Consider the following 23,617-nt stretch of genomic DNA (forward strand, 5'->3'; position numbering starts at 1 on the left):
CTAGCGTAGCCAACAAAAATGCGGCTTGAAAGACGACGGGTATGTTATTCAGGGGACGTTAAATGATGAAACAATGGTCACGCCACCTGCTCGCCGCGGGTGCTCTGGCACTGGGTATGAACACCGCCACAGCTTCCGACAACAACACGCTCTATTTCTACAACTGGACCGAGTATGTTCCGCCTGGGCTGCTGGAACAGTTCACTAAAGAGACCGGCATTAAGGTTATCTATTCGACCTACGAGTCGAACGAAACCATGTATGCCAAGCTCAAAACGTATAAAGACGGCGCCTACGATCTGGTGGTTCCCTCCACCTATTACGTGGATAAAATGCGCAAAGAAGGCATGATCCAGAAGATTGATAAGACCAAGCTCACCAACTTCAACAATCTCGATCCGGACATGCTCAACAAGCCGTTTGACCCGAACAACGACTACTCCATTCCCTACATCTGGGGTGCAACGGCGATTGGTGTCAACAGCGATGTCATCGATCCGAAAACCGTGACCAGCTGGGCCGATTTGTGGAAACCGGAATACAAAGGCAGCCTGCTGTTAACCGATGACGCTCGTGAAGTGTTCCAGATAGCGCTGCGCAAGTTGGGTTACTCCGGTAACACCACCGACCCGAAAGAGATTGAAGCCGCATATAACGAGCTGAAGAAACTGATGCCTAATGTCGCAGCGTTTAACTCAGACAATCCGGCAAACCCGTATATGGAAGGTGAAGTCAACCTCGGTATGGTGTGGAACGGCTCGGCGTTCGTCGCGCGCCAAGCAGGCACGCCGCTGGAAGTCGTGTGGCCGAAAGAAGGCGGCATTTTCTGGATGGACAGTCTGTCTATTCCGGCGAACGCCAAAAACAAAGAAGGTGCGCTGAAGCTGATTAACTTCCTGCTGCGCCCGGATGTCGCGAAAGAAGTGGCCGAAACCATCGGTTATCCGACACCAAACCTGGCAGCACGTAAACTGCTCAGCCCGGAAGTGGCCAATGATAAAACGCTCTATCCTGACGCCGACACCATCAACAAAGGCGAATGGCAGAATGATGTCGGTTCCGCCAGCGCAATTTATGAAGAGTACTATCAGAAGCTGAAAGCAGGACGCTAATCCCCTTATAACCCGGCGACACCTAACCGCGCCGGGTTATTACCTGCATTCCTGTGTCGACTAAATCACACCCAGTCTCCGGGGCAGATACACGTTCTACGCCTTTTGACTGATGTTACCTCCCCTGCCAACGGCTACGCTTACACTATCCCAACTCTGCTTTGAGGCCCCCAATGGCAACGCTATGGATGCTACTTGAGCTGGTTAACCTCATCGTATTCACCCTTTTTATACTGCCCCGTCGGCAGCCAGCAGACGCTCGTCCTTTGCTGCCTCTCACCGCGACCCGACTATTACGGCTCACTTTTTTTATACCAATTCTGGCGTTTGGTTACAGCCTGTTTTTCGAGCACCTGATTAGCGCTGTGGATTGGGTATATCTGGCGATAGCCATTATCGGCAACGTGTTAGTCATCAAAGGGAAATGGGATCTGGGCGGGAGCCATACATGGACAGGCTATTTTTTACCGAGAGCAAAACGCGTATCACGCGGCATTTTTGCCTGGATTTCTCATCCAATGTACACCGGAATTATTTTGGTAATTATTTCGTGCAGCATGGTCTACATCACCCGGTTGCCCATGTGGCTGAGCGGGCTGGCATTGATCTGCTGTTTTTACATTATTGGATTTTTGATTCTGGCGGCTCTGCGTGAGAACCGCCACCTGACACAAGCTTAACAAAGAGGTGTTTAAACCGATTACAGTCCTTTCAATAACTTATCAACAAACTCAGGTACCACCTGGCTTGCCGGACCGTAATACTTCTCTTCAAACTCGCTGCCTACCTGGCTCGGCTCAAGGTTAAGCTCCACCGTATGCGCCCCGTGCAGACGTGCTTCGTGCACAAATCCTGCAGCCGGATAAACATGCCCGGACGTACCGATCGCGATGAACACATCTGCCATCGCCAGCGCCATATAGATTTCATCCATCCCCAAGGGCATTTCGCCAAACCATACGACGTGCGGGCGTAACGGCGCCGGAAACTGGCAGCAATGGCATTTATCTTCCGGGGTGACATCGCCCATCCAGTCCAGAATCTGCCCGCTTTGCGAACATCGTACCTTGAGCAACTCGCCATGCATATGGATGACGTTCTGGCTACCGGCGCGCTCATGCAGGTTATCGATATTCTGCGTCACCAGTAAAAAGCGGTCGCCCAGCTCCGCTTCAAGTTTTGCCAGCGCGATATGCGCCGCGTTGGGTTGGATCTCAGACTGTTGCAGTTGGTGACGGCGAGCGTTATAGAACGACTGCACAAGTCCGGGGTTACGCGAAAATCCCTCCGGGGTCGCCACGTCTTCCACCCGATGTTCTTCCCAGAGGCCATCCGCAGCACGGAAGGTACGAATACCTGACTCGGCAGAGATCCCCGCCCCGGTCAGAACTAATACTCTTGGTTTTTCCATCAATTCAGGCACCACTCTGTCTCTGAAAAAGATCCGTTGACGCAGGCGATCGCGCATATGGCGTTTATTTTTACGAAAACGGCTTAACCGATGACCCCGACGCGACAGCATATCAACCTCTTTGTATTAATCGGTAAGATGTAGGAAAGCAGCTCCACGCATTCCCCCCGCATCACCATGGCGTGCCCGTTCAATACGCGGCACGCGGGCAACCGGCAGCAAATGGCGTGGCAGGCGATCCGCCAGTTGCGCCGTTATCGCGGTAAAATTCGACAAACCACCGCCAATCACCACTAAATCCGGATCAACGATAGTCAGAATATTCCCCAGGCACACCGCCAGCAAATCAAGATAGCGTTCGACGTGGGCCAGCGCCTGTTCATCACCCTGCTCCCAGAGCGCGATAATTTCACGGGCGTCCAGCGGTTGATGGGTGTAATGCTGGTATAACCATGCAAATCCGCCACCAGAAAGGTAGCTCTCGATGCAGCCTAACTGACCGCATCCACAGCGACGTAGCGGGAAGTCAAATCCCATCAGCGTTAACGCATCTACCGGCAGGCGAATGTGACCAAACTCACCGGTAATATAGCTGCGTCCGGTGATGGATTTCCCGTTCAGCACCAGGCCGCCGCCAACCCCCGTGCCGAGGATTAACCCCATCACTAACGGGTACTGGGTGAACTCGTCATCCCAGGCTTCGGAGAGGGCAAAACAGTTAGCATCGTTGTCCAGACGCACATCACGATCCAGTCGCGCACTGAGGTCGGTACGCAGTGGCTTACCACTGGCTGCGGGAACGTTGGCGGCATACAGCGTACCATTTTCGGTTTCTGGCATACCGGGAATACCAATTCCCACAGAACCTTTAATGCCAAATCGCTGGTCGGCTTCCGTCACCAGGCCACACACCGCATCGAGGAAAGCGTCATAGCTATCGCGCGGCGTAGGAACACGTTTTTCCCATTGCAAACGACGTTGATTATCGAAGACGCCTAACGCAATTTTTGTCCCGCCAATATCAAACCCGTAGTACATCACCGCTCCTTTTTATTGTTACTGGCCGCTTAGCACTCTCGCAGGATCAATATTACTGGCGCGACGAGCCGGATACCAACTCGCCAACAGACTCAGCAATAATGCTGTAACCAGCACGTAAAAAACGTCCAGCCAATGTAGTTCAGATGGCAGGAAGTCAATAAAATAGATATCACCCGACAGGAACTGATGGCCGATAAGCGCCTCAATACCGTTAATAATCGGCGTCAGTTGTAGCGAAACGACAACGCCAATCACGACACCAATCAGGCTACCAAACAGACCCGCCAGCAAGCCATACCAGACAAAAATGGCACGGATCAGCCCGTCTTTCGCACCCAATGTTCTTAATACCGCAATATCGCCACTCTTGTCTTTTACCGCCATCACTAACGTCGAAACGATATTAAAACAGGCCACGCCAATCACCAACACCATCGCCAGGTACATAATGGCGCGGATCATCTGAATATCACGATACATATAGCCGTAAGTACCAATCCAGCTTTTAATGTAAACGTAGTTATTGGTCACTTCACCGGCATCTCTGACCAGCTTATTGGCATTGAAGACGTCATTAACCTTCAGCGCAATACCCGACACGCTGGAGCCCATATCCAGATACTGCTGCGCATCTTCCATTGGGATCATTGCAAAGCTGTGATCGAGCTGACCGCTCAGTTGCAGAATACCGATGACGTGTAACCGCACGCGCTTAGGTTGCATCAGCTTGTGATCGGCACTGGCATTAGGGATCATGATAGACACCCAGTCACCCTGCTTCACCTTCAGCGCATCGGCAATCCCTTTGCCAATGATTATCTGCTGCTCACCGGCTTTGAAATTATCCCAGGCATGGTTCTGTACAAACGTAGGCAGCGCGCTCAAACGTTGTTCCTGCTTAGGATCGACACCTTTCACCTGCACCGCGCGTAAATTTGCGCCACTTTCCACCAACCCGGTAAAGTTGATATAGGGCGCCGCGGCGACAATACCCGGCACCTTCTGTACTTTATCCAGTGCTTCCTGCCAGTTGTTCCACGGCTGGTTAACCGCTTCAATCTCGCCGTGTGGCACAACAGCCAGAATACGGTTGTTCAGCTCTCGCTCAAATCCGTTCATCGCGCTCAAACCGACAATCAAGACCGCCACACCCAACGCGATGCCGATGGTGGAAATCACAGAAATCAGCGAGACCATGCCCCCACGCCGCCGACCCCGGCTAAAGCGCAAGCCAATCAATAACGATAAAGGCGCAGCCATTACTCGGCTCCCATCAGGCTCAATTCGGCCGTCAAACGACCATCGCGCATTTCAAGCTGGCGGCTCATGCGCTTCGCCAGTTGCAAATCGTGGGTCACCACCAGAAATGCCGTGCCCTGAGAACGGTTCAGCTCACCCAGAAGCTCGAAAATACTGTCAGCGTTGCGCGCATCAAGGTTACCGGTGGGCTCATCCGCCAGCACCAGTCGTGGGTTGTTGACCAGCGCACGGGCAATCGCTACGCGCTGGCGCTCACCGCCCGACAGCTCAGACGGGCGATGGCTGGCACGATGATCCAACCCTACCGCTTTCAGCATATTGCGCGCACGCTCGGTAATTTCAGCCGGTTTTTTCTTGCCGATAAGCAGCGGCATCGCCACGTTTTCCAGCGCGGTAAAGTCCGGCAGCAGATGGTGAAACTGGTAAATAAAGCCGAGCTTTTGATTACGCAGTTCTGCTTTTGCCGTCGAAGAGAGTTTACTCATCGGCTGACCGCTAAAAATAACGTCGCCCGAGGTCGGGGTATCCAGCCCGCCCAGCAGATGCAGCAACGTACTCTTACCGGATCCAGAACTGCCGACAATCGCCACTGTTTCACCCTCACCGACGCTAAAACTGACATCGTGCAGCACATCAGTTTGCACGGTGCCTTCCTGATAGCGTTTGCACAGGTTGTCGCATTGCAACAGGATCTTATTCATAACGTAAAGCCTCTGCGGGTTGAGTGGCGGCGGCGCGCCAGGAAGGATAAAGCGTAGACAGCAGTGCAATGGCCATGGCCACCAGCGCGATGACGACAACCTGTAACGGCTCAATGGCAACCGGCAGCGCAGCGCCATCCAGTAATGCCCCAATGATCGGCATCAGGTTGTTCAGCTGGCTGGCAAGTAATGCCCCCAGCACGGCACCCAGCAGCGCGCCAATAATTCCGGCGCTGGCCCCCTGCACCATAAACACCATCATGATTTGCCGCGGCGTAAGTCCCTGGGTTTGTAAAATCGCCACTTCGCCTTGCTTCTCCATCACCATCAGGCCCAGCGAGGTAATAATGTTAAACGCCGCGACCGCCACGATCAGGCTCAACAGCAGCCCCATCATGTTTTTTTCCATCCGCACCGCCTGGAACAATTCCCCTTTGCGCTCACGCCAGTCCTGCCATTTGGTGCCTTGCGGCAGCGTTTGCTGGCTCAAGGTGTCAACCTTCAGCGGTTCATTCAGCCACAAGCGCCAGCCGGTGATATTGCCCACCGGGTAGCGCATCAGGCGTGACGCATCCTGAATATTGGTCAGCATTTGATAGCCATCGACTTCGCTGTTGGCAGCAAAGGTGCCAATCACCGTAAACAGACGCTGGCTTGGTAGCCGTCCCATCGGCGTGAACTGACTGGCTGACGGCACCATCACGCGAATTTGATCACCACGGTTCACGCCCAACTGACCAGCAAGCTGCTCGCCAAGGATGACATTATACTTACCTGGCTCGAGATCGGTTTGCTTCACATTGACCAAATACGGTGTCAGCGGATCTTTTTGCGTCGGGTCGATGCCCAGCATGACACCAACCGCCACGCTGCGCGCGCTTTGCAGGACCACATCACCGGTTGTCAGGGGAGCGAGGCGATTAACGCCGCTCAGTTTCACTGCGTTTTCCGGCAGCTGTTGCGGGTTCAGAGAACCCTGCTCTGACGAGAGAATGGCCTGAGGCATCAGACCAAGAATATTGTTTTGCAGCTCACGCTCGAAACCGTTCATTACCGACAATACCGTGACCAGCGCCATTACCCCAAGAGTAATGCCAATGGTGGAAAGCCAGGAAACAAAACGACCGAAGCGATCTGCTGCACGCCCGCGCATGTAACGCAGGCCGATGAATAGAGCGACAGGTTGATACATGAAATCCGTCTGGTTGCTGTTAGCAAAGTCACGAGTATATAAGCGAAAGCGGAATGGGTAAATGACTGAACCGTAAGTGTTCGTCAGCATTATTCTTAAAAGTATAAACAAATCAATTCGCTAAAGTTAACTCCCTGCTTGTCAGCCCTGCTACCTGATCTTTATCTTAAAAAACAAAAATGCAGACGGTTACGCATTACAGCGATGCCTGGTATACGCAGGATAGTAGATTATGTTTCACACTACGGATACGTCGACGTAATGATTAAAAAAGAGCTATGGATTAACCAAATCAAAGGGTTATGTATTTGTCTGGTGGTCATTTACCATTCAGTCATTACCTTTTATCCCCATCTCACCAGTTTTCAGCATCCACTGTCAGAACTGCTGACCAAGTGCTGGATTTACCTCAATCTTTACCTGGCTCCTTTTCGCATGCCGGTGTTTTTCTTTATTTCGGGGTATCTGATCCGTCGATACATCGATGGCGTGGGCTGGACGACCTGCGTAGATAAACGGATCTGGAATATTGCCTGGGTGCTGCTGCTGTGGGGAATGGTGCAATGGCTGGCACTCACCATGCTCAATCACTGGCTGGCACCAGAACGCGATCTGAGCCAGGCCGCCAACGCCGCGTATGCCGGTTCCGTCGGTGACTTTTCCTGGGGCATGCTGACCGCCAGCACCAGCTTATGGTATCTGTATGCGCTGATTGTCTACTTCATCTTGTGCAAACTGTTCAGCCGCTGGGCGCTGCCGCTGCTGGCTCTGTTCATATTACTCAGTGTGGCGGTGAATTTTTTCCCTACACCATGGTGGGGAATGAACAGCGTGATACGTAATCTGGCGTACTACAGTCTCGGGGCATGGTTTGGCAGCACGCTGATGGCAGGGATTAAAGAGGTTCCACTGCGCCGCCACCCGATCCTGTTCTCGTTGACGATGATTCTGGCGGTCATCGCATGGCTGGCCAACGTTTCGCTGCTGCTTTCATTGGTTTCCATTGTGCTAATCATGAAGCTGTTTTATCAGTTCGAGCAACGCTTCGGTATGCGAGCGGCCAGCCCATTAAGCGTGATCGGCTCTAACACCATCGCCATCTACACAACCCACCGAATTTTGGTCGAACTGTTCAGCTTAACGCTGATTCCCGTCATCAATCATGCTAAATGGTCTGCACATGCAGAACTGGCCCTGCTGCTGATTTATCCGTTTGTCTGTTTGCTGCTGTGTACCTTGTTTGGCCTGCTGGTACGCAAAATTTCACAAAAAACCGTTGCCGACCTGCTCTTTTCCCCACCCTCTTTATCGACCGCCTCGCGCTAACCCTAACGCGCTTTTTGCCCCCGTCAGGGGGCGAATCAATTTGCTTATGAGAAACGTTTGCGGATAATAAGAACATTGCTTATCAGACGTATATCTAAACGAGATCCTGACAACCGAATGCCTGAACAACATCGTTACACGCTCCCGGCAAAAGCCGGCGATCAGCGCCAGTTAGGTGAACTTACCGGTGCTGCCTGCGCCACGCTGGTGGCAGACATTGCCGAACACCACGAAGGTCCTGTGGTACTCATCGCACCGGATATGCAAAATGCCCTGCGCCTGCATGACGAAATTCGCCAGTTTACCGACCAGATGGTGATGAACCTCGCGGACTGGGAAACGCTCCCGTACGACAGTTTTTCTCCACATCAGGAAATCATCTCCTCGCGGCTCTCCACGCTATATCAACTGCCTTCTATGCAGCGCGGCGTGCTGATCGTGCCGGTCAACACGCTGATGCAACGTGTGTGCCCACACAGCTATCTGCACGGTCACGCGCTGGTGATGAAAAAAGGTCAGCGTTTATCCCGTGACGCCCTGCGTGAGCAACTGGAAAGTGCCGGTTATCGCCACGTTGATCAGGTCATGGAACACGGTGAATATGCCACACGCGGTGCGCTGCTGGACCTGTTCCCGATGGGCAGCGAACTGCCTTACCGTCTTGATTTCTTTGATGATGAAATTGACAGTTTGCGTCTGTTTGATACCGATACCCAACGCACTCTGGAAGAAGTCGACGCTATTAATCTGCTACCCGCACACGAATTCCCCACCGATAAAACGGCCATCGAACTGTTCCGCAGTCAGTGGCGCGACAACTTTGAGGTGAAACGCGACGCTGAACATATCTATCAGCAGGTCAGTAAAGGCACGCTGCCTGCCGGGATCGAATACTGGCAGCCGCTGTTTTTCAGCGAGTCGTTGCCGCCGCTATTCAGCTACTTCCCGGCCAATACACTGCTGGTGAATACCGGCGACCTGGAAACCAGCGCCGAGCGCTTTCAGGCCGACACGCTATCGCGCTTTGAGAATCGGGGCGTTGACCCGATGCGTCCACTTCTGCCGCCGGAATCACTGTGGCTGCGGGTGGATGAGCTGTTCTCTGAACTTAAACGCTGGCCGCGCGTTCAGCTGAAAACCGAGAGCCTGCCGAAAAAAGCAGCGAATACCAACCTCGGGTTCCAGAAGCTGCCGGACCTGGCCGTCCAGGCGCAGCAAAAAGCGCCGTTGGATGCATTACGTAAGTTCCTTGAAGCCTTTACCGGTCCGGTGATTTTCTCGGTAGAAAGTGAAGGTCGTCGCGAAGCGCTTGGTGAACTGCTTGCCCGTATCAAGATTGCGCCGAAGCGCATTTTGCGCCTCGATGAAGCGGTCGATAGCGGCCGTTATCTGATGATTGGCTCGGCGGAACACGGGTTCATTGACAGTAAACGAAACCTGGCACTGATCTGTGAAAGCGATCTTCTCGGCGAGCGCGTGGCCCGCCGTCGTCAGGATTCGCGTCGCACCATCAACCCTGACACCTTAATCCGCAACCTGGCGGAGCTGCATCCTGGTCAGCCGGTGGTGCATCTGGAGCACGGAGTGGGTCGCTACGCAGGTATGACCACGCTGGAAGCAGGCGGCATCACCGGTGAATACCTGATGCTCACCTACGCCAACGATGCCAAACTGTACGTACCAGTATCGTCATTACATTTGATCAGCCGCTACGCCGGCGGCGCAGAAGAAAATGCACCGTTGCATAAACTCGGCGGTGACGCCTGGTCGCGCGCGCGGCAGAAAGCCGCCGAGAAAGTGCGCGATGTAGCAGCAGAACTGCTGGATATCTACGCCCAGCGTGCGGCGAAACAAGGCTTTGCCTTTAAACATGACCGCGAGCAGTACCAGCTGTTTTGCGACAGCTTCCCGTTTGAAACCACGCCCGATCAGGCGCAGGCCATTAACGCGGTACTCAGTGATATGTGTCAGCCGCTGGCGATGGACCGGCTGGTCTGCGGCGACGTTGGCTTCGGTAAAACCGAAGTCGCGATGCGTGCCGCCTTCCTCGCCGTCGAGAACCACAAACAGGTCGCCGTACTGGTGCCGACCACCCTGCTTGCCCAGCAGCACTTCGACAACTTCCGCGACCGCTTTGCCAACTGGCCGGTACGCATTGAGATGTTGTCTCGTTTTCGCAGCGCCAAAGAGCAAGCGCAGATCCTGGAGCAGGTCGCCGAGGGTAAAATCGATATTCTTATCGGTACCCACAAACTGCTACAAAACGATGTGAAGCTAAAAGATTTGGGTTTGCTGATCGTCGATGAAGAGCACCGCTTCGGCGTGCGGCATAAAGAGCGTATCAAAGCGATGCGCGCTGACGTGGATATTCTGACGCTAACAGCAACACCGATTCCGCGCACATTGAATATGGCAATGAGCGGTATGCGCGATCTGTCGATCATCGCCACGCCACCTGCCCGCCGTCTGGCGGTCAAAACCTTTGTACGTGAATATGACAATCTGGTGGTACGCGAGGCGATCCTGCGTGAGGTATTACGTGGTGGTCAGGTCTATTATCTGTTCAACGACGTTGAGAACATCCAGAAAACTGCCGACAGGCTGGCAGAACTGGTGCCGGAAGCGCGTATTGCCATTGGGCATGGACAGATGCGCGAGCGTGAGCTGGAACGCGTGATGAACGATTTCCACCACCAGCGTTTTAACGTGCTGGTGTGTACCACCATTATCGAAACCGGGATCGACATTCCGACCGCCAACACGATTATCATCGAACGTGCGGACCACTTCGGTCTGGCACAGCTGCACCAGTTGCGCGGTCGCGTGGGACGCTCGCATCACCAGGCCTACGCCTGGCTGCTGACGCCGCACCCAAAAGCCATGACCACCGACGCACAAAAACGCCTCGAAGCCATTGCCTCACTGGAAGATTTGGGTGCAGGTTTTGCGCTGGCAACCCACGACCTCGAGATTCGCGGGGCAGGCGAACTGCTGGGCGAAGACCAGAGTGGCTCAATGGAGACCATCGGTTTCTCGCTGTATATGGAGCTGCTGGAGAATGCGGTGGATGCGCTCAAAGAAGGGCGTGAGCCGTCTCTGGAAGATCTCACCAGTCAGCAAACCGAAGTGGAACTGCGCATGCCGTCGCTGCTGCCGGATGATTTCATCCCCGATGTGAACACGCGACTTTCGTTCTATAAACGCATTGCCAGTGCTAAGGGCGAAAACGAACTGGAAGAGATCAAGGTCGAGCTGATCGACCGCTTTGGCCTGCTGCCCGATCCAGCCCGCACGCTTCTCGATATTGCCCGTCTGCGCCAGCAGGCGCAAAAACTGGGCATCAGAAAGCTTGAGGGCAATGAAAAAGGCGGTACCATTGAATTTGCTGAGAAAAACCACGTCAACCCAATGTGGCTGATTGGTTTACTGCAAAAACAACCGCAGCACTTCCGCCTGGACGGTCCAACTCGCCTGAAGTTTATTCAGGATCTTGCTGACCGTAAAACGCGCATGGAGTGGGTTCGCCAGTTTATGCGCCAGCTGGAAGAAAACGCCGTGGCATAGTCATCAGGTCGGGTGAGCGCAATACTCACCCGATCGATGAATTTACAAACTCTTTGCACTTCCCTGCACTTCCCGACACAGCAAACCGCCATAATTCCTGATTACCTTTACATGATAAAAACCACGTAAAAACAATGGACTTATGGCGATGTTAAACAATAAGCAATTCTCTCGCTGGCTGACGTTTTTTACGCTTGCCGCGTCTCTTGCTCTGGCGCTTCCGGCCCAGGCCAACACCTGGCCGCTGCCTCCGCCAGGAAGCAGACTGGTGGGTGAAAATACCGTACACGTTGTCGAAGATAACGGCGGTTCACTGGAAGCCATTGCGAAAAAGTACAATGTGGGTTTTTTAGCGCTGCTACAGGCTAACCCTGGCGTCGACCCTTTCGTGCCAAGAGCCGGTAGCGTATTAACCATTCCGCTGCAAACCCTGCTACCGGATGCCCCGCGCGAAGGGATTGTGATTAATCTTGCCGAGCTGCGTCTGTACTATTATCACCCAGGTAAAAATTCGGTGACCGTGTATCCGATTGGTATTGGTCAACTGGGCGGAGATACCCTGACTCCCACCATGGTAACCAGTATCTCTGATAAACGTGCCAACCCGACCTGGACCCCAACGGCCAATATCCGCGCCCGTTACAAAGCCAATGGTATCGACCTGCCTGCCGTCGTCCCTGCGGGTCCGGAAAACCCGATGGGCCATCATGCCATCCGCCTGGCGGCTTACGGTGGAGTCTATTTACTTCACGGTACCAACGCTGATTTTGGTATCGGTATGCGCGTCAGCTCTGGCTGTATTCGCCTGCGCGACGGTGATATTGAAACCTTATTCCGCCAGGTCACACCTGGTACCAAGGTCAATATTATCAACACGCCAATCAAAGCCTCTGTTGAACCCAACGGCGTGCGCCTCGTAGAAGTGCATCAGCCGCTGTCGGAAAATATTGATGACGATCCGCAGGTGCTGCCGATCGTACTGAACGCGTCGATGAAGACGTTTAAGAATGCAGCACAAACGGATGCCTCCGTCATGGAACACGCTATGGAACTGCGTTCCGGGATGCCGGTAGACGTAACGCGTCATCACGACGTCAGTCAGCAGTCACTGTAAACAGTTGCCCATAAAAAACCCCCGCTGGATGTTATTCCGCGGGGGTTTTTTAGTTAACTCGCAGTGGCATTGCGATGGGTTAAAACTTATTTATAGATTACCGCTGTGCCATGGAGGGTGTTAGGACCACTAACAGAGGTAATACGGAACGACTTCGCCCCCATTTCATCCGCTTTCTGCGCCAGTTGGTCTTCCAGGGAACCTAAGTTAGTCCCCGCATTGGCAGTGATAATACCTACCTTCTGTTGGCCTTCAGGCGTGGCCTGAACTTCTACAGCAGCAAAGCTGGCAAATGAGAGTGAGCTCAGAACAGTAGCAAGCAGCAGCGTTTTTACATTTTTCATAATAGTGACCTTATGCAGATGAATATGTGTCGAAAAGATTAACTTAACGATCGATAGGTAAATGATAGATGTGATCCAGGTCACACGTCAACATTTTTTTATAACGATCGTTATATAAAATGCAAAGGTCTTATTTTTCATATCAATAGAAACAAATTATTTTTATCGTGAATACACTGGAGAGTATGACCGAATATTTTTATAATGATTGTTCTATAAACCCAACCAGGTACGACGGCACCATGACAACTGAAACTACAGGTTGTGCAAAAAAAAGCCGTGGCCGACCAAAAGTGTTCGACAGGGAAGCCGCGCTTGATAAGGCCATGACACTCTTCTGGCAGCACGGATATGAAGCGACATCGCTCGCCGATCTCGTGGAGGCAACCGGCGCCAAAGCGCCAACGCTGTATGCGGAATTCACCAATAAGGAAGGTTTATTTCGGGCCGTGCTGGACCGTTACATCAGCTGCTTCGCCGCAAAACACGAAGCTCAACTCTTTTGCGAGGAAAAAAGTCTCACCGCCGCGCTGGAAGACTATTTCACGGCAATAGCTACCTGCTTCACCAGCAAAGACACACCGGCGGGATGCTTTATGATTAATACCTCTGCAACGCTTGCCGCCTCTTCCCGAGATATTGCGCACACGGTGAAATCCCGCCATGCCATGCAGGAGCAAACGCTGACCCAATTTCTTCGCCAGCGCCAGGAACATGGCGAAATTCCGGCACACTGCAATCCGCAGAAACTGGCCGAATTTCTGAACTGTATTTTACAAGGAATGTCGATCAGCGCCCGCGAAGGCGCTACATTCGAAAAACTGATGCAGATAACCCAGACCACCCTGCGTCTGTGGCCTGAATTGCTCAAAGAAGAAACAGCACCTTTAGTCTGAATTACGCGTTAACTTTCTGATAAAAAAAGCCCCCCAGCCTGAGCGATTGGGGGGCTAATTGATGTACAGAGTAAAACTATTTTACGCTTTGTTATTCAGCACCAACTGGCCGTTGTTATCCAGTGGTATTTGCGAGCCAGGGTCTTTATCCATACGGATTTTGCCCTGCTGATCGCCAATTTTGTAGGTCACGTCGTAACCCAGCATTTTTTCCGATTTGTCATACACCGTTTTACAACGCTGCTGAGTACTGGTGTAGGTATCGTTTTCCTGCATCGAGCCCTGGATCTGGTTACCGGCATAACCTCCACCTAAAGCACCGGCGACGGTGGCAATATCTTTACCGCGTCCGCCACCAAACTGATGACCGATAACCCCACCCGCAACAGCACCGAGCACCGAGCCCGCAATACGATTTTCATCCTGCACCGGCTTACGGTGGGTAACCGTCACGTTACGGCATTCCTGACGCGGTGTTTTTACCGTTTCTTTAATCGGGGTCGCAGAGACAACATGTGCATATTGTGGGCCACGCTCAAACACATTAAGACTGGCCACCGCTGCCACACCCAGCGCAGCAGCTACGCCAATCCCTATACCCGCCAACATTGATTTATTCACGGGACTTCCTCCTTTTTTGCTATTAGCAACAACTTTGCAACAAGAGATGACGAATGCCAATCAGATTACGGATGAAAATAGCGGAACGAGGAAGTAAAGCAGCAGGATTCAGAGAACTCTGAAGGAAGAAGCCGGATGAACAGCGTCATCCGGCATTACAGGTCAATAATTAGTGCAGTTTCAGGCGCGGGCGGATCACACGGTTGATACTGCCCACCAGCATCATCAGACCGGTTTTGAAATAACCGTGCAGCGCAATCTGGTGCATACGGTATAGCGAGATGTAGACAAAGCGCGCAATACGCCCTTCCACCATCATCGAACCGCGCGTCAGGTTGCCCATCAGGCTACCAACGGTAGAGAAGTTAGACAGTGAAACCAGCGAACCGTGATCTTTATACTGATACGCCTTCAGCGGCTTGCCGTTCATCTGCGCCAGAATGTTGCTCATTGCGCACGATGCCATCTGGTGTGCAGCCTGAGCGCGCGGCGGGACAAAGCCCCCTTCCGGACGAGCGCAGGAGGCACAGTCACCAATTGCGTACACGTCAGGGTCGCGCGACGTCTGCAGGGTCGGTTCGACCACCAGTTGATTAATACGGTTCGTTTCCAGGCCGCCAATGTCCTTCATAAAGTCTGGCGCTTTGATGCCTGCCGCCCAGACCATCAGATCGGCTTCAATGTATTCGCCGTCTTTGGTGTGCAAACCACCTTCATCAGCGCTGGTCACCATCGTCTGGGTCAGCACGCGCACACCCAGCTTAGTCAGCTCATTATGGGCCGCGCTGGAAATTCGCGGTGGCAACGCAGGTAGAATGCGCTCACCTGCTTCCACCAGCGTCACGTTCAGCGCTTCGTTGGTTAACCCTTTGTAGCCGTAGCTGTGTAGCTGTTTCACCGCGTTATGCAGTTCAGCTGAAAGCTCCACGCCCGTCGCACCACCGCCGACAATAGCGATATTCACTTTGCCGTTGGCACCCAAATTCGCCGAATATTTCAGGAACAGGTTCAGCATTTCCTGGTGGAAACGACGCGCCTGATGTGGGTTATCGAGGAAGATGCAATGATCTTTGACGCCCGGCGTGTTGAAATCATTAGACGTACTTCCCAATGCCATCACTAACGTGTCATACGCCACTTTACGTTCAGGCACCAGCAATTCGCCTTTCTCATCACGCAGTTCAGCGATGGTAATGGTCTTTGCTTCGCGATCGATATCCATTACCGAACCCAGCTGGAATTCAAAACCGTGGTTACGGGCATGCGCCAGATAGCTCAGTGCATCAACACCTTCATCCAGCGATCCGGTTGCTACTTCGTGCAGCAACGGTTTCCATAGATGGCTGTGATTTCTGTCTACCAGCGTAATTTTGGCCTTTTTCTTACGCCCCAGCTTTTTACCGAGCTGCGTCGCCATTTCCAGTCCGCCGGCACCGCCGCCAACAATCACGATCCTTTTCAATGGTGTAGTCAACGTGACCCCCTTAAATTTTATTAACCAATTGTTAATTAAAAGTTATTAACATAGCCTTTAATTAACAACACGTTACGATAATGAAAATGTTCTTCGAGATTGAGAATAACACGAACGGTGCATTGGTCATACCAAATTTGATGTGCATCAAGTTTTGATGCTGAAAAGATAGACAACCGGAACTTTAAAGACAAAAAAACCAGCCCGCAGGCTGGCTTTGTTAAACGCGAGTGAATAACTAACCTAACGTTTTAAAGGCTTTGATTCGCTGCAAATGCGGGGAGATATTTTTAAATTTATGGGTCTGATCTTCATCCCATACAATTTCATAATAGTGATGCAGCTCTTCGGACGATCGTTGGCTGTTCAGCGCTTCATCATGACGTGACAAGATAACCAGGCACCGATCGCGGTTTTTTTCACGAAAGTTGGTCACGCATTTTGTGGCAATGTCGGCATACTCTTCCGGCCTGTCGATTCTCCCTTCCATGTTCTCATACGGGAACAGGTTAGGATTAAACACCACCTGGCGAATATCACACAGGAAACCAATACGTTCCGCCCAGTATCCCCCCAGACCCACACCGCAAATCAGTGGTCGGTCGTCGACATTAAGCTGCAACATTTTATCTACTTCTTTCAGCAGATGCTGCATATCATGTTTAGGATGCCGCGTACTGTAGCTAATCAGCCTGACATCCGGGTCAATAAACTGTAATTGCAACACTTTCTCGTGGTTGCCCGGACTGTTAGAGTCAAAACCGTGTAAATAGATAATCATCGCATCCTCGCAAACTTGCGTTAATGACCTGCTTTCTCTTCCTGCCAGCGTTCATGAAGCTGGTTGAGCTGGGCGCTGATTGTTTTCCAGCGATCCGAGTCCATCAGTTCCTGACGCGAAAATGAACCTTTATGATACAAACGTGTAACACGTTCTGCATTGATCGGCGACAGATTATCTAACACACTGACTGCCCCTTTACGATTATTGCAGACCAGGATCATATCGCAACCTGCATCCAGTGATGCCTGGCCACGCTCTGCATAGCTCCCCATGATTGCCGCACCTTCCATCGACAGATCGTCAGAGAAAATCACACCGTCAAAGCCAAGCTCCTGACGCAGTACCGTTTTTAGCCAGTGCGGTGAACCACTCGCCGGGCGGGAGTCTACCTCGCTATAAATCACGTGCGCAGGCATAATCGCGTCGAGTTTATTTTCCGTAATGAGCGTCTGGAACACTGACATATCTTTAGCACGAATCTCAGCTTCCGGTCGCGGATCGGTGGGCGTTTCTTTGTGCGAGTCCGCCGTCACCGCCCCGTGTCCTGGGAAATGTTTGCCAGTGGTTTTCATGCCAGCCGCATGCATACCATCGATAAAACGCGTCGCCATCGCCAGCGCTTTTAGCGGATCAGCATGATACGAACGCTCGCCAATCGCGGCGCTGATATGACCGACATCCAGAACGGGCGCAAAACTGATATCGATGTCCATCGAAATCATCTCGCTGGCCATTAGCCATCCGGCGTTTTCAGCCAGCTTTCCACCCTCTTCCAGACCGTGCAGTGCGGCAAAGGATTGTGCCGCTGGCAGGCGGGTAAAACCTTCGCGAAAACGCTGCACGCGTCCGCCTTCCTGATCCACCGCCACCACCAGATGATTACGTGACGCTGCGCGGATCTGACGCACTAATTCACGTAACTGTTCCGGGTCGTGGTAATTGCGGGTAAAGAGGATCAAACCACCCACCAGCGGGTGCGCCAGAATCTCACGTTCTTCCGCGTCCAGCTCATACCCTTCAACATCCAACATTACTGGACCCACACTGCTCTCCTTATCCTTTCCTGATTAGCTGCCGCCATGTTTCATCGGCCAGCCTGATAAATTGTCGATCGCTGGTCTGTTGCCAGCGATACTCAAACCACCCCGCCTTCAGCATCAGCATCCAGGGATGCCACTTTCTGACCTGTCGCCACAGAGCGTCTGGGTCAATATGCGCGTAGCTGGCATAGGCGTTGACCAACTGCCGATGTTGCGCCTCGTCTGCGACCCACACCGCCGCCAGTTCGAGAGCAATATCGCCGTCTCCGGCATACTCCCAGTCAATCAACCGCAGGCCTGACGCCGTATGCACAATGTTGTCGCCGTGGACATCCATATGCAAGGGCCCCAAACGCAAGGGATGAGGCTCCCGTTGTTTTCTGAGCCGCTTTAGCACACGTAACCAGCGTGGCGTGCGACGCGCCGGGTCACAACACTGCCAGTACTGTTCCAACAACGGCAGCAGACTCACTCGCCAGCCAAAATGGGGTTGTTGGTGAAGATGATACAGTAAGCGCGCGAGTTCGTCGGCTTCCGGTAATCTGGAATCGACTTTACCGTGAAAATAGTCGACGGCCATCCATCCTCGTGTATAAAAACGGGGTTTGGGGGCAAGACTGACTGGCAGGCGCTTTAGCGCATGATAGTGGCGCAAAAAATGCGACTCTGGCGCGTCAGGATCGTGATGACAGCGCAGGACGAGTCGATGGGAATGATGTTCAATGACGCAGCTCCCGCCGCTCAAGCCAAGCTTACCCGCTGCGACGGGACGATACTGCGGGAAATAGCGCGACAACACCTCATCGCGCGTCAATGGCTTATTGTTGCTGAACGGCACCTTTACCTGACCAGATTATCTCACCCGTTTGTACCAGCATTAATTGCATTTGCAGTGATGGCGTATTGACGTTTCCGGATGCGCTGGAATACAGCACATACTGGGCTCCGACGTTACGGGCAATACCAATCGCTTTGCTGCGCGTACCTAAGCTATCGTGTGGTGATAAGCCCAGTTGCTGCTTCGCTAACGCCAATTGCTGCGCCGAAACCAGGGTAAACTTCCCGTTATTCGCCAGCGCATTGCGCAGCGTCTCGGTGGCTTCCCCTGCGTTAAGAGAACCGTTGGTGCGGTTGTTCACACTGTCGACTAACAGTACGCCCCCGGCTTTTACGCCATCTGCCTGCAGCATTTTGCCCACCATCGGCTGCATCGCACCATTCCAGTCATAATGACGTACTCGCGGAGCGGGCTGCGCCGTTTGATCCTCATGTTCAATCGGACCCGGCTGCTGCGGAATAGTCGGTACCGTCGGTACAACCGGTACTGGCTGTTGCGGCTGCGCGGGCTGTTCCGGTACCGGTTTTACTTCATCTACCGGTGCTGGCTCACGTTGCGCCACACAGCCAGAGAGAAATATCGCCAGCGCAGCAATCACGGCGTAGCGATTCAATTTGATCATCAAGATTCACCTCTTACAAATAAAGATAAAGTCTAACCTTGTGCGCCCCCAGAAAATTGGCGCTGCCATACAATGTTACCGACGAACGTGCCGGAATGGTAACGCTACGTGGCGCTTCCAGAGGGTGCATTTCCAGCCCTCTGGCGTCATACCAGTAAAACCGATAATGAACGGTGACGGGTTCTTGCCTTTCGTTATAGAGTCGTGAGGATGCCGAGGGTTGAATATCAGACGTGGTTAACGCAGGCTGTTCTGCTGTTATGCCCGCGGCCAGTATCGTTGATTCCATCACCAGAGACTGTTCATCACTGACCGGAATTTCGGGGTGTGAACGACAGCCAGCCAGCAACAGAAAGCCTAGCGTCAGCGCGATGCATCCTCTGGTCATTATCACAGACCTTTATGTGCAAGCATTGGGCCCAATGCACGGCCACCCAACAGATGCATATGTATGTGATACACCTCCTGTCCACCGTGGCGGTTGGTATTCATGATCAAACGGTATCCATCTTCGGCAATACCTTCCTGCTCGGCGATTTTGGCGGCAACCGTAATCATTCGGCCCAGCGCCTGCTCATGCTCTGCCGTTACATCGTTAACGGTTGGGATCAGAACATTAGGAATGATCAGGATATGCGTAGGTGCCTGAGGTGAAATATCACGAAACGCGGTAACCAGTTCATCCTGGTACACGATGTCTGAGGGAATTTCACGACGAATGATTTTGCTGAATATAGTTTCTTCTGCCACGACATTTTCCTTTTTCATTAAGAGCCCATGCGTTGTGCCATGCTACGCCGGACGACTCTGCGAGTATAGAGTATGAGCGAGTTACTCACGCTCTTTCAACTTTAACCCTCGATTTTTTAAGCAAAAAGCTACCCCTCCACTGTTCTTATAACCATTTACCCACGCTATGGCTCCTGCAGAGTACTGAAACAATATTTCATTTATCTCTGTAGCATCTGTTTACACCTTGAATATGAATGCGTATATTTCGCATTTGCATTTACATACAAATTTAATAGTTAACAACAAAAGGGTTCATCACCCGCAACAGTGATTCGAACTTAATATTAATAATTATCAAGGACTTTCTGATGTCTTTCACAACATACAACCGGGATTTTCAGCGTCAACCCGCAGTCGCCCCTTCCTTGCTTGCTGTCTGTATTGCCATGGCTTTTATTCCCGCTTCAGGCTTCGCCGCCAGCGAAGATACGGTGATCGTTGATGGTTCAGCCACCGCAGACTCGGCATCCGGCGAAGAACAGGATTACAGCGTTAAGTCGACGACTGCGGGTACAAAAATGCAGATGACCCAGCGAGATATACCCCAGTCGGTCACTATCGTTAGCCAGCAACGCATGGAAGATCAGCAGCTACAGACCCTCGGTGATGTGATGGACAATACGCTAGGCATCAGCAAAAGCCAGGCTGACTCCGATCGTAACAGCTACTTTTCCCGCGGTTTTGAAATTGATAACTATATGGTCGACGGGATCCCGACCTATTTTGAATCCCGCTGGAACCTCGGTGATGCACTTTCCGACACCGCCTTGTTTGAACGCATAGAAGTGGTGCGCGGGGCGAACGGTTTGATGACCGGGACGGGTAACCCTTCGGCTTCCATTAATATGATCCGTAAACACGCCACCAGTCGCGAGTTCACCGGTAATGTGTCGGCAGAATACGGCAGCTGGAATAAACAGCGCTATGTCACTGATTTACAGAGTCCATTAACCGAAGATGGTAATGTGCGCGCCCGCATCGTCGCAGGATATCAGAATAACGACTCCTGGCTTGACCGCTACAACAGCGAAAAAATGTTCTTCTCCGGGATTGTCGATGCGGATCTGGGTGACACCACCAGCCTGTCTGCCGGTTATGAATACCAGCGTATTGATGTTAACAGCCCAACCTGGGGTGGCCTGCCGCGCTGGAACACCGACGGCAGCAAAAACAGCTATGACCGTTCACGCAGCACGGCTCCGGACTGGGCCTACAATGACAAAGACATCAACAAAGTCTTTGTCACGCTAAAACAGCGTTTTGCCGATACCTGGCAGACAACCCTGAACGCTACCCATTCTGAAGTTAAGTTCGACAGCAAAACAATGTACATCGATGCCTATGTCGACAAAAACACCGGTATGCTGGTCGGCCCTTATGCTAATTATGGACCTGGCTTCGACAACGTCGGCGGCACTGGGTGGAACAGCGGCAAGCGTAAGATCGATGCTGTCGATCTGTTCGCCGACGGTGGCTACGACCTGTTTGGTCGTCAACATAATCTGATGCTCGGCGGCAGCTACAGCAAACAGAACAACCGTTATATCAACGCCTGGGACAATGTGTATCCGAACGAGGTAGGGAATTTTAATAACTTCGACGGTAATATTCCTGAGACCAACTGGCGTCCACAGTCGCTGGCCCAGGACGATACCACACACATGAAGTCGCTTTACGCGGCGACGCGTGTATCGCTGGCCGACCCACTGCACTTGATCCTCGGCGCGCGTTATACCAACTGGCGTATCGACACCCTAACCTACAGCATGGAAAAAAATCACACCACACCGTATGCCGGTCTGGTGTATGACATTGATGATAACTGGTCAACTTACGCCAGCTATACCTCTATCTTCCAGCCACAGAACAAACGTGACAGCTCAGGTAAATACCTCTCACCGATCACCGGTAACAACTATGAGATGGGGTTAAAGTCGGACTGGATGAACAGTCGCCTGACTACCACCCTTGCGGTATTCCGTATCGAGCAGGATAACCTGGCACAGTCTACCGGTACGCCAATTGCTGGCAGCAATGGCGAAACGGCCTATAAGTCGACCAACGGTACGGTCAGCAAAGGGGTTGAATTCGAAGTGAACGGTGCAATCACCGATAACTGGCAGATGACGTTTGGCGCAACGCGTTACGTTGCCGAAGATAACGAAGGCAATGCGGTAAACCCAAACCTGCCACGTACCACGGTGAAACTGTTCACCCGTTATCGTCTGCCGGCGATGCCGGAGCTGACCGTCGGCGGTGGTGTTAACTGGCAGAATCGCGTTTACAGCGATACCGTAACGCCTTACGGGACGTTCCGTGCCGAACAGGGTAGCTACGCATTGGTAGATTTGTTCACCCGTTACCAGGTGACGAAAAACTTCTCCCTGCAGGGCAACCTGAACAACCTGTTCGATAAGACTTACGACACTAACATTGATGGTTCTATCGTCTACGGTGAACCGCGTAACGTCAGCGTCACCGCCAGCTATCAGTTCTGATAATTCTCAGGCCTGTACACTGCATCCATCTGCTCGCCAGGTGGATGCAGTACGCAGATTATACGTACGCTTACAGCACAATATCTGTATTCCTTGCCATCACCAGTCGTAAGAAATCATCACGCCTGCTGCTGGTAATTTTTGCATTCCATACCACGCCAATATTCCAACGGTTCTGTCTTTCTACGGACATCAGTAATCTTACTTCGGCAGGTAGAAAATGCCTGACACTTTCAGGTACAAAAGCTACGCCATTACCACCAGCAACCAATGCCAAAATCGTCGTTATATCCTCTGTCACGGTGACTGGGTTAGCGCTAAGCTGATTGTGCTGCAAAAAAACTGCGGTTTGTTCCGCAAGGCAAGGGCTGGTAGACGGATCTAACTGAAGTAAAGAATATGCCGATATCGCGCTTCGAATATTCATAAACTCAATATTGCTATTCGCTGGCACGGCGAGCGCCAGTGTTTCCTCAAAAATAATATGCGACGACAGCCCCTTACTCACCGGCATTCGCACAAAACCGATATGCAGGCTCCCTTCTAATAGCATTTTCATTTGCACACTTGAGGGAAGGTGGCTAATGATGACTTCACATTCAGGGAATTGCTGATGAAATTGATTTATCCATCTTGGAACCTGATGAAAAGATGAAATACCAAATCCCATAAATAATTTCTCACGGTTTTTTGTATTTATTTCTTTTGCATACGTCAGGAAGTCAACGTGGGATTGTAACAACTCATTGGCTTTAGAAAAAAGCTGCTGCCCGAATATGGTCAAACTTGCGCCATGACGTCCGCGCAGGAAAAGCTCGCCTCCGGTCAGTTGTTCCAACATCTGTATCTGCTTTGATAGTGCCGGCTGCGTCAGAAAAAGTGCTTTTGCTGCGCTACTGTAACTTCCTTTTTTTGCCAATGTCACAAAAGCACGCAGCAGTTTTACATCTATTCCTTTCATTTATAGAACCTTGAAAAAAATGGAAT

The 23,617-nt window shown here is 52.1% G+C and carries 22 protein-coding genes; 7 read left to right on the forward strand and 15 right to left on the reverse strand.

What is annotated here, in order from left to right:
• Positions 1-65 precede the first annotated feature (65 nt).
• Both potD and IMQ48_RS19685 read left to right on the forward strand, forming a co-directional pair.
• Entirely contained in the window at positions 66-1,112 is a 1,047-nt protein-coding gene (potD, locus tag IMQ48_RS19680; protein ID WP_196210350.1) for a spermidine/putrescine ABC transporter substrate-binding protein PotD, read from the forward strand.
• A gap of 173 nt (positions 1,113-1,285) precedes the next feature.
• Complete coding sequence (locus IMQ48_RS19685; protein WP_196210326.1) at positions 1,286-1,792, forward strand: methyltransferase; 507 nt, start codon at positions 1,286-1,288, stop codon at positions 1,790-1,792.
• Between the two features lie 20 nt (positions 1,793-1,812).
• Here the strand turns inward: IMQ48_RS19685 and cobB are convergent, their stop codons facing one another.
• Genes cobB through lolC form a run of 5 tightly spaced genes read right to left on the reverse strand, consistent with a single transcriptional unit; the run spans position 1,813 to position 6,717 of the window.
• Complete coding sequence (gene cobB, locus IMQ48_RS19690) at positions 1,813-2,634, reverse strand: Sir2 family NAD+-dependent deacetylase (protein ID WP_196210327.1); 822 nt, start codon at positions 2,632-2,634, stop codon at positions 1,813-1,815.
• Positions 2,635-2,649: 15 nt separating this feature from the next.
• A complete protein-coding gene (gene nagK, locus IMQ48_RS19695) occupies positions 2,650-3,561 on the reverse strand; it encodes an N-acetylglucosamine kinase (protein WP_196210328.1) in 912 nt (303 codons plus the stop codon).
• Between the two features lie 18 nt (positions 3,562-3,579).
• A complete protein-coding gene (gene lolE / locus IMQ48_RS19700; RefSeq protein ID WP_196210329.1) occupies positions 3,580-4,824 on the reverse strand; it encodes a lipoprotein-releasing ABC transporter permease subunit LolE in 1,245 nt (414 codons plus the stop codon).
• The gene (gene lolD / locus IMQ48_RS19705) at positions 4,824-5,525 is read right to left on the reverse strand and encodes a lipoprotein-releasing ABC transporter ATP-binding protein LolD (protein ID WP_115258741.1); all 702 of its coding nucleotides are present in this window, start codon (positions 5,523-5,525) and stop codon (positions 4,824-4,826) included. The genes lolE and lolD overlap by 1 nt, the downstream gene beginning before the upstream one ends.
• On the reverse strand, positions 5,518-6,717 hold the full coding sequence (lolC, locus tag IMQ48_RS19710) for a lipoprotein-releasing ABC transporter permease subunit LolC (protein ID WP_196210330.1): 1,200 nt from the start codon (positions 6,715-6,717) through the stop codon (positions 5,518-5,520). The genes lolD and lolC overlap by 8 nt, the downstream gene beginning before the upstream one ends.
• 261 nt (positions 6,718-6,978) lie before the next feature.
• Here lolC and IMQ48_RS19715 point away from each other — a divergent pair, with 261 nt between their 5' ends.
• The 3 genes from IMQ48_RS19715 (at position 6,979) to IMQ48_RS19725 (ending at position 12,721) form a co-directional block, all read left to right on the forward strand.
• The gene (locus IMQ48_RS19715) at positions 6,979-8,043 is read left to right on the forward strand and encodes an acyltransferase family protein (RefSeq protein ID WP_196210331.1); all 1,065 of its coding nucleotides are present in this window, start codon (positions 6,979-6,981) and stop codon (positions 8,041-8,043) included.
• 117 nt (positions 8,044-8,160) lie between these two features.
• Positions 8,161-11,607 (forward strand): transcription-repair coupling factor, encoded by a 3,447-nt coding sequence (gene mfd, locus IMQ48_RS19720; RefSeq protein ID WP_196210332.1) that lies wholly within the window; start codon positions 8,161-8,163, stop codon positions 11,605-11,607.
• A gap of 148 nt (positions 11,608-11,755) precedes the next feature.
• Entirely contained in the window at positions 11,756-12,721 is a 966-nt protein-coding gene (locus IMQ48_RS19725) for a L,D-transpeptidase family protein (RefSeq protein ID WP_196210333.1), read from the forward strand.
• Between the two features lie 86 nt (positions 12,722-12,807).
• Here IMQ48_RS19725 and bhsA read toward each other — a convergent pair whose 3' ends face one another.
• Entirely contained in the window at positions 12,808-13,065 is a 258-nt protein-coding gene (bhsA, locus tag IMQ48_RS19730; RefSeq protein ID WP_196210334.1) for a multiple stress resistance protein BhsA, read from the reverse strand.
• A 242-nt stretch (positions 13,066-13,307) separates the two neighbouring features.
• Between bhsA and comR the strand changes: the two genes are divergently transcribed.
• The gene (comR, locus tag IMQ48_RS19735; RefSeq protein ID WP_196210351.1) at positions 13,308-13,961 is read left to right on the forward strand and encodes a TetR family copper-responsive transcriptional repressor ComR; all 654 of its coding nucleotides are present in this window, start codon (positions 13,308-13,310) and stop codon (positions 13,959-13,961) included.
• A gap of 81 nt (positions 13,962-14,042) precedes the next feature.
• On the opposite strand, the gene IMQ48_RS19740 is transcribed toward comR, so the two are convergent.
• From IMQ48_RS19740 to hinT, 8 genes are all read right to left on the reverse strand, one after another.
• Complete coding sequence (locus IMQ48_RS19740; RefSeq protein ID WP_196210335.1) at positions 14,043-14,582, reverse strand: glycine zipper 2TM domain-containing protein; 540 nt, start codon at positions 14,580-14,582, stop codon at positions 14,043-14,045.
• A gap of 169 nt (positions 14,583-14,751) precedes the next feature.
• Entirely contained in the window at positions 14,752-16,056 is a 1,305-nt protein-coding gene (ndh, locus tag IMQ48_RS19745) for an NADH-quinone dehydrogenase (protein WP_117341953.1), read from the reverse strand.
• 238 nt (positions 16,057-16,294) lie between these two features.
• Entirely contained in the window at positions 16,295-16,837 is a 543-nt protein-coding gene (ycfP, locus tag IMQ48_RS19750; protein WP_196210336.1) for an alpha/beta hydrolase YcfP, read from the reverse strand.
• A gap of 20 nt (positions 16,838-16,857) precedes the next feature.
• Positions 16,858-17,883 carry a beta-N-acetylhexosaminidase gene (gene nagZ / locus IMQ48_RS19755; protein ID WP_196210337.1) on the reverse strand — a complete coding sequence of 342 codons (1,026 nt, stop codon included), beginning with the start codon at positions 17,881-17,883 and terminating at the stop codon, positions 16,858-16,860.
• Positions 17,884-17,893: 10 nt separating this feature from the next.
• Positions 17,894-18,718, reverse strand: coding sequence for a thiamine kinase (gene thiK / locus IMQ48_RS19760; protein ID WP_196210338.1), 825 nt, complete (start codon positions 18,716-18,718; stop codon positions 17,894-17,896).
• Positions 18,699-19,340, reverse strand: coding sequence for a penicillin-binding protein activator LpoB (lpoB, locus tag IMQ48_RS19765; protein WP_196210339.1), 642 nt, complete (start codon positions 19,338-19,340; stop codon positions 18,699-18,701). Before lpoB ends, thiK begins: the two co-directional genes overlap by 20 nt.
• 13 nt (positions 19,341-19,353) lie before the next feature.
• Entirely contained in the window at positions 19,354-19,728 is a 375-nt protein-coding gene (locus IMQ48_RS19770; RefSeq protein ID WP_196210340.1) for a YcfL family protein, read from the reverse strand.
• A gap of 2 nt (positions 19,729-19,730) precedes the next feature.
• Positions 19,731-20,090, reverse strand: a complete 360-nt coding sequence (gene hinT, locus IMQ48_RS19775) for a purine nucleoside phosphoramidase (RefSeq protein ID WP_005121105.1) — start codon at positions 20,088-20,090, stop codon at positions 19,731-19,733.
• A 350-nt stretch (positions 20,091-20,440) separates the two neighbouring features.
• On the opposite strand from hinT, the gene fhuE reads away from it, so the two are divergent.
• Entirely contained in the window at positions 20,441-22,630 is a 2,190-nt protein-coding gene (gene fhuE, locus IMQ48_RS19780; RefSeq protein ID WP_196210341.1) for a ferric-rhodotorulic acid/ferric-coprogen receptor FhuE, read from the forward strand.
• Positions 22,631-22,700: 70 nt separating this feature from the next.
• On the opposite strand, the gene IMQ48_RS19785 is transcribed toward fhuE, so the two are convergent.
• Complete coding sequence (locus tag IMQ48_RS19785) at positions 22,701-23,591, reverse strand: LysR family transcriptional regulator (RefSeq protein WP_196210342.1); 891 nt, start codon at positions 23,589-23,591, stop codon at positions 22,701-22,703.
• Between the last annotated feature and the right edge of the window lie 26 nt (positions 23,592-23,617).

This window comes from Citrobacter sp. Res13-Sevr-PEB04-36 (genome assembly GCF_015672735.1).
Lineage (GTDB): Bacteria > Pseudomonadota > Gammaproteobacteria > Enterobacterales > Enterobacteriaceae > Citrobacter.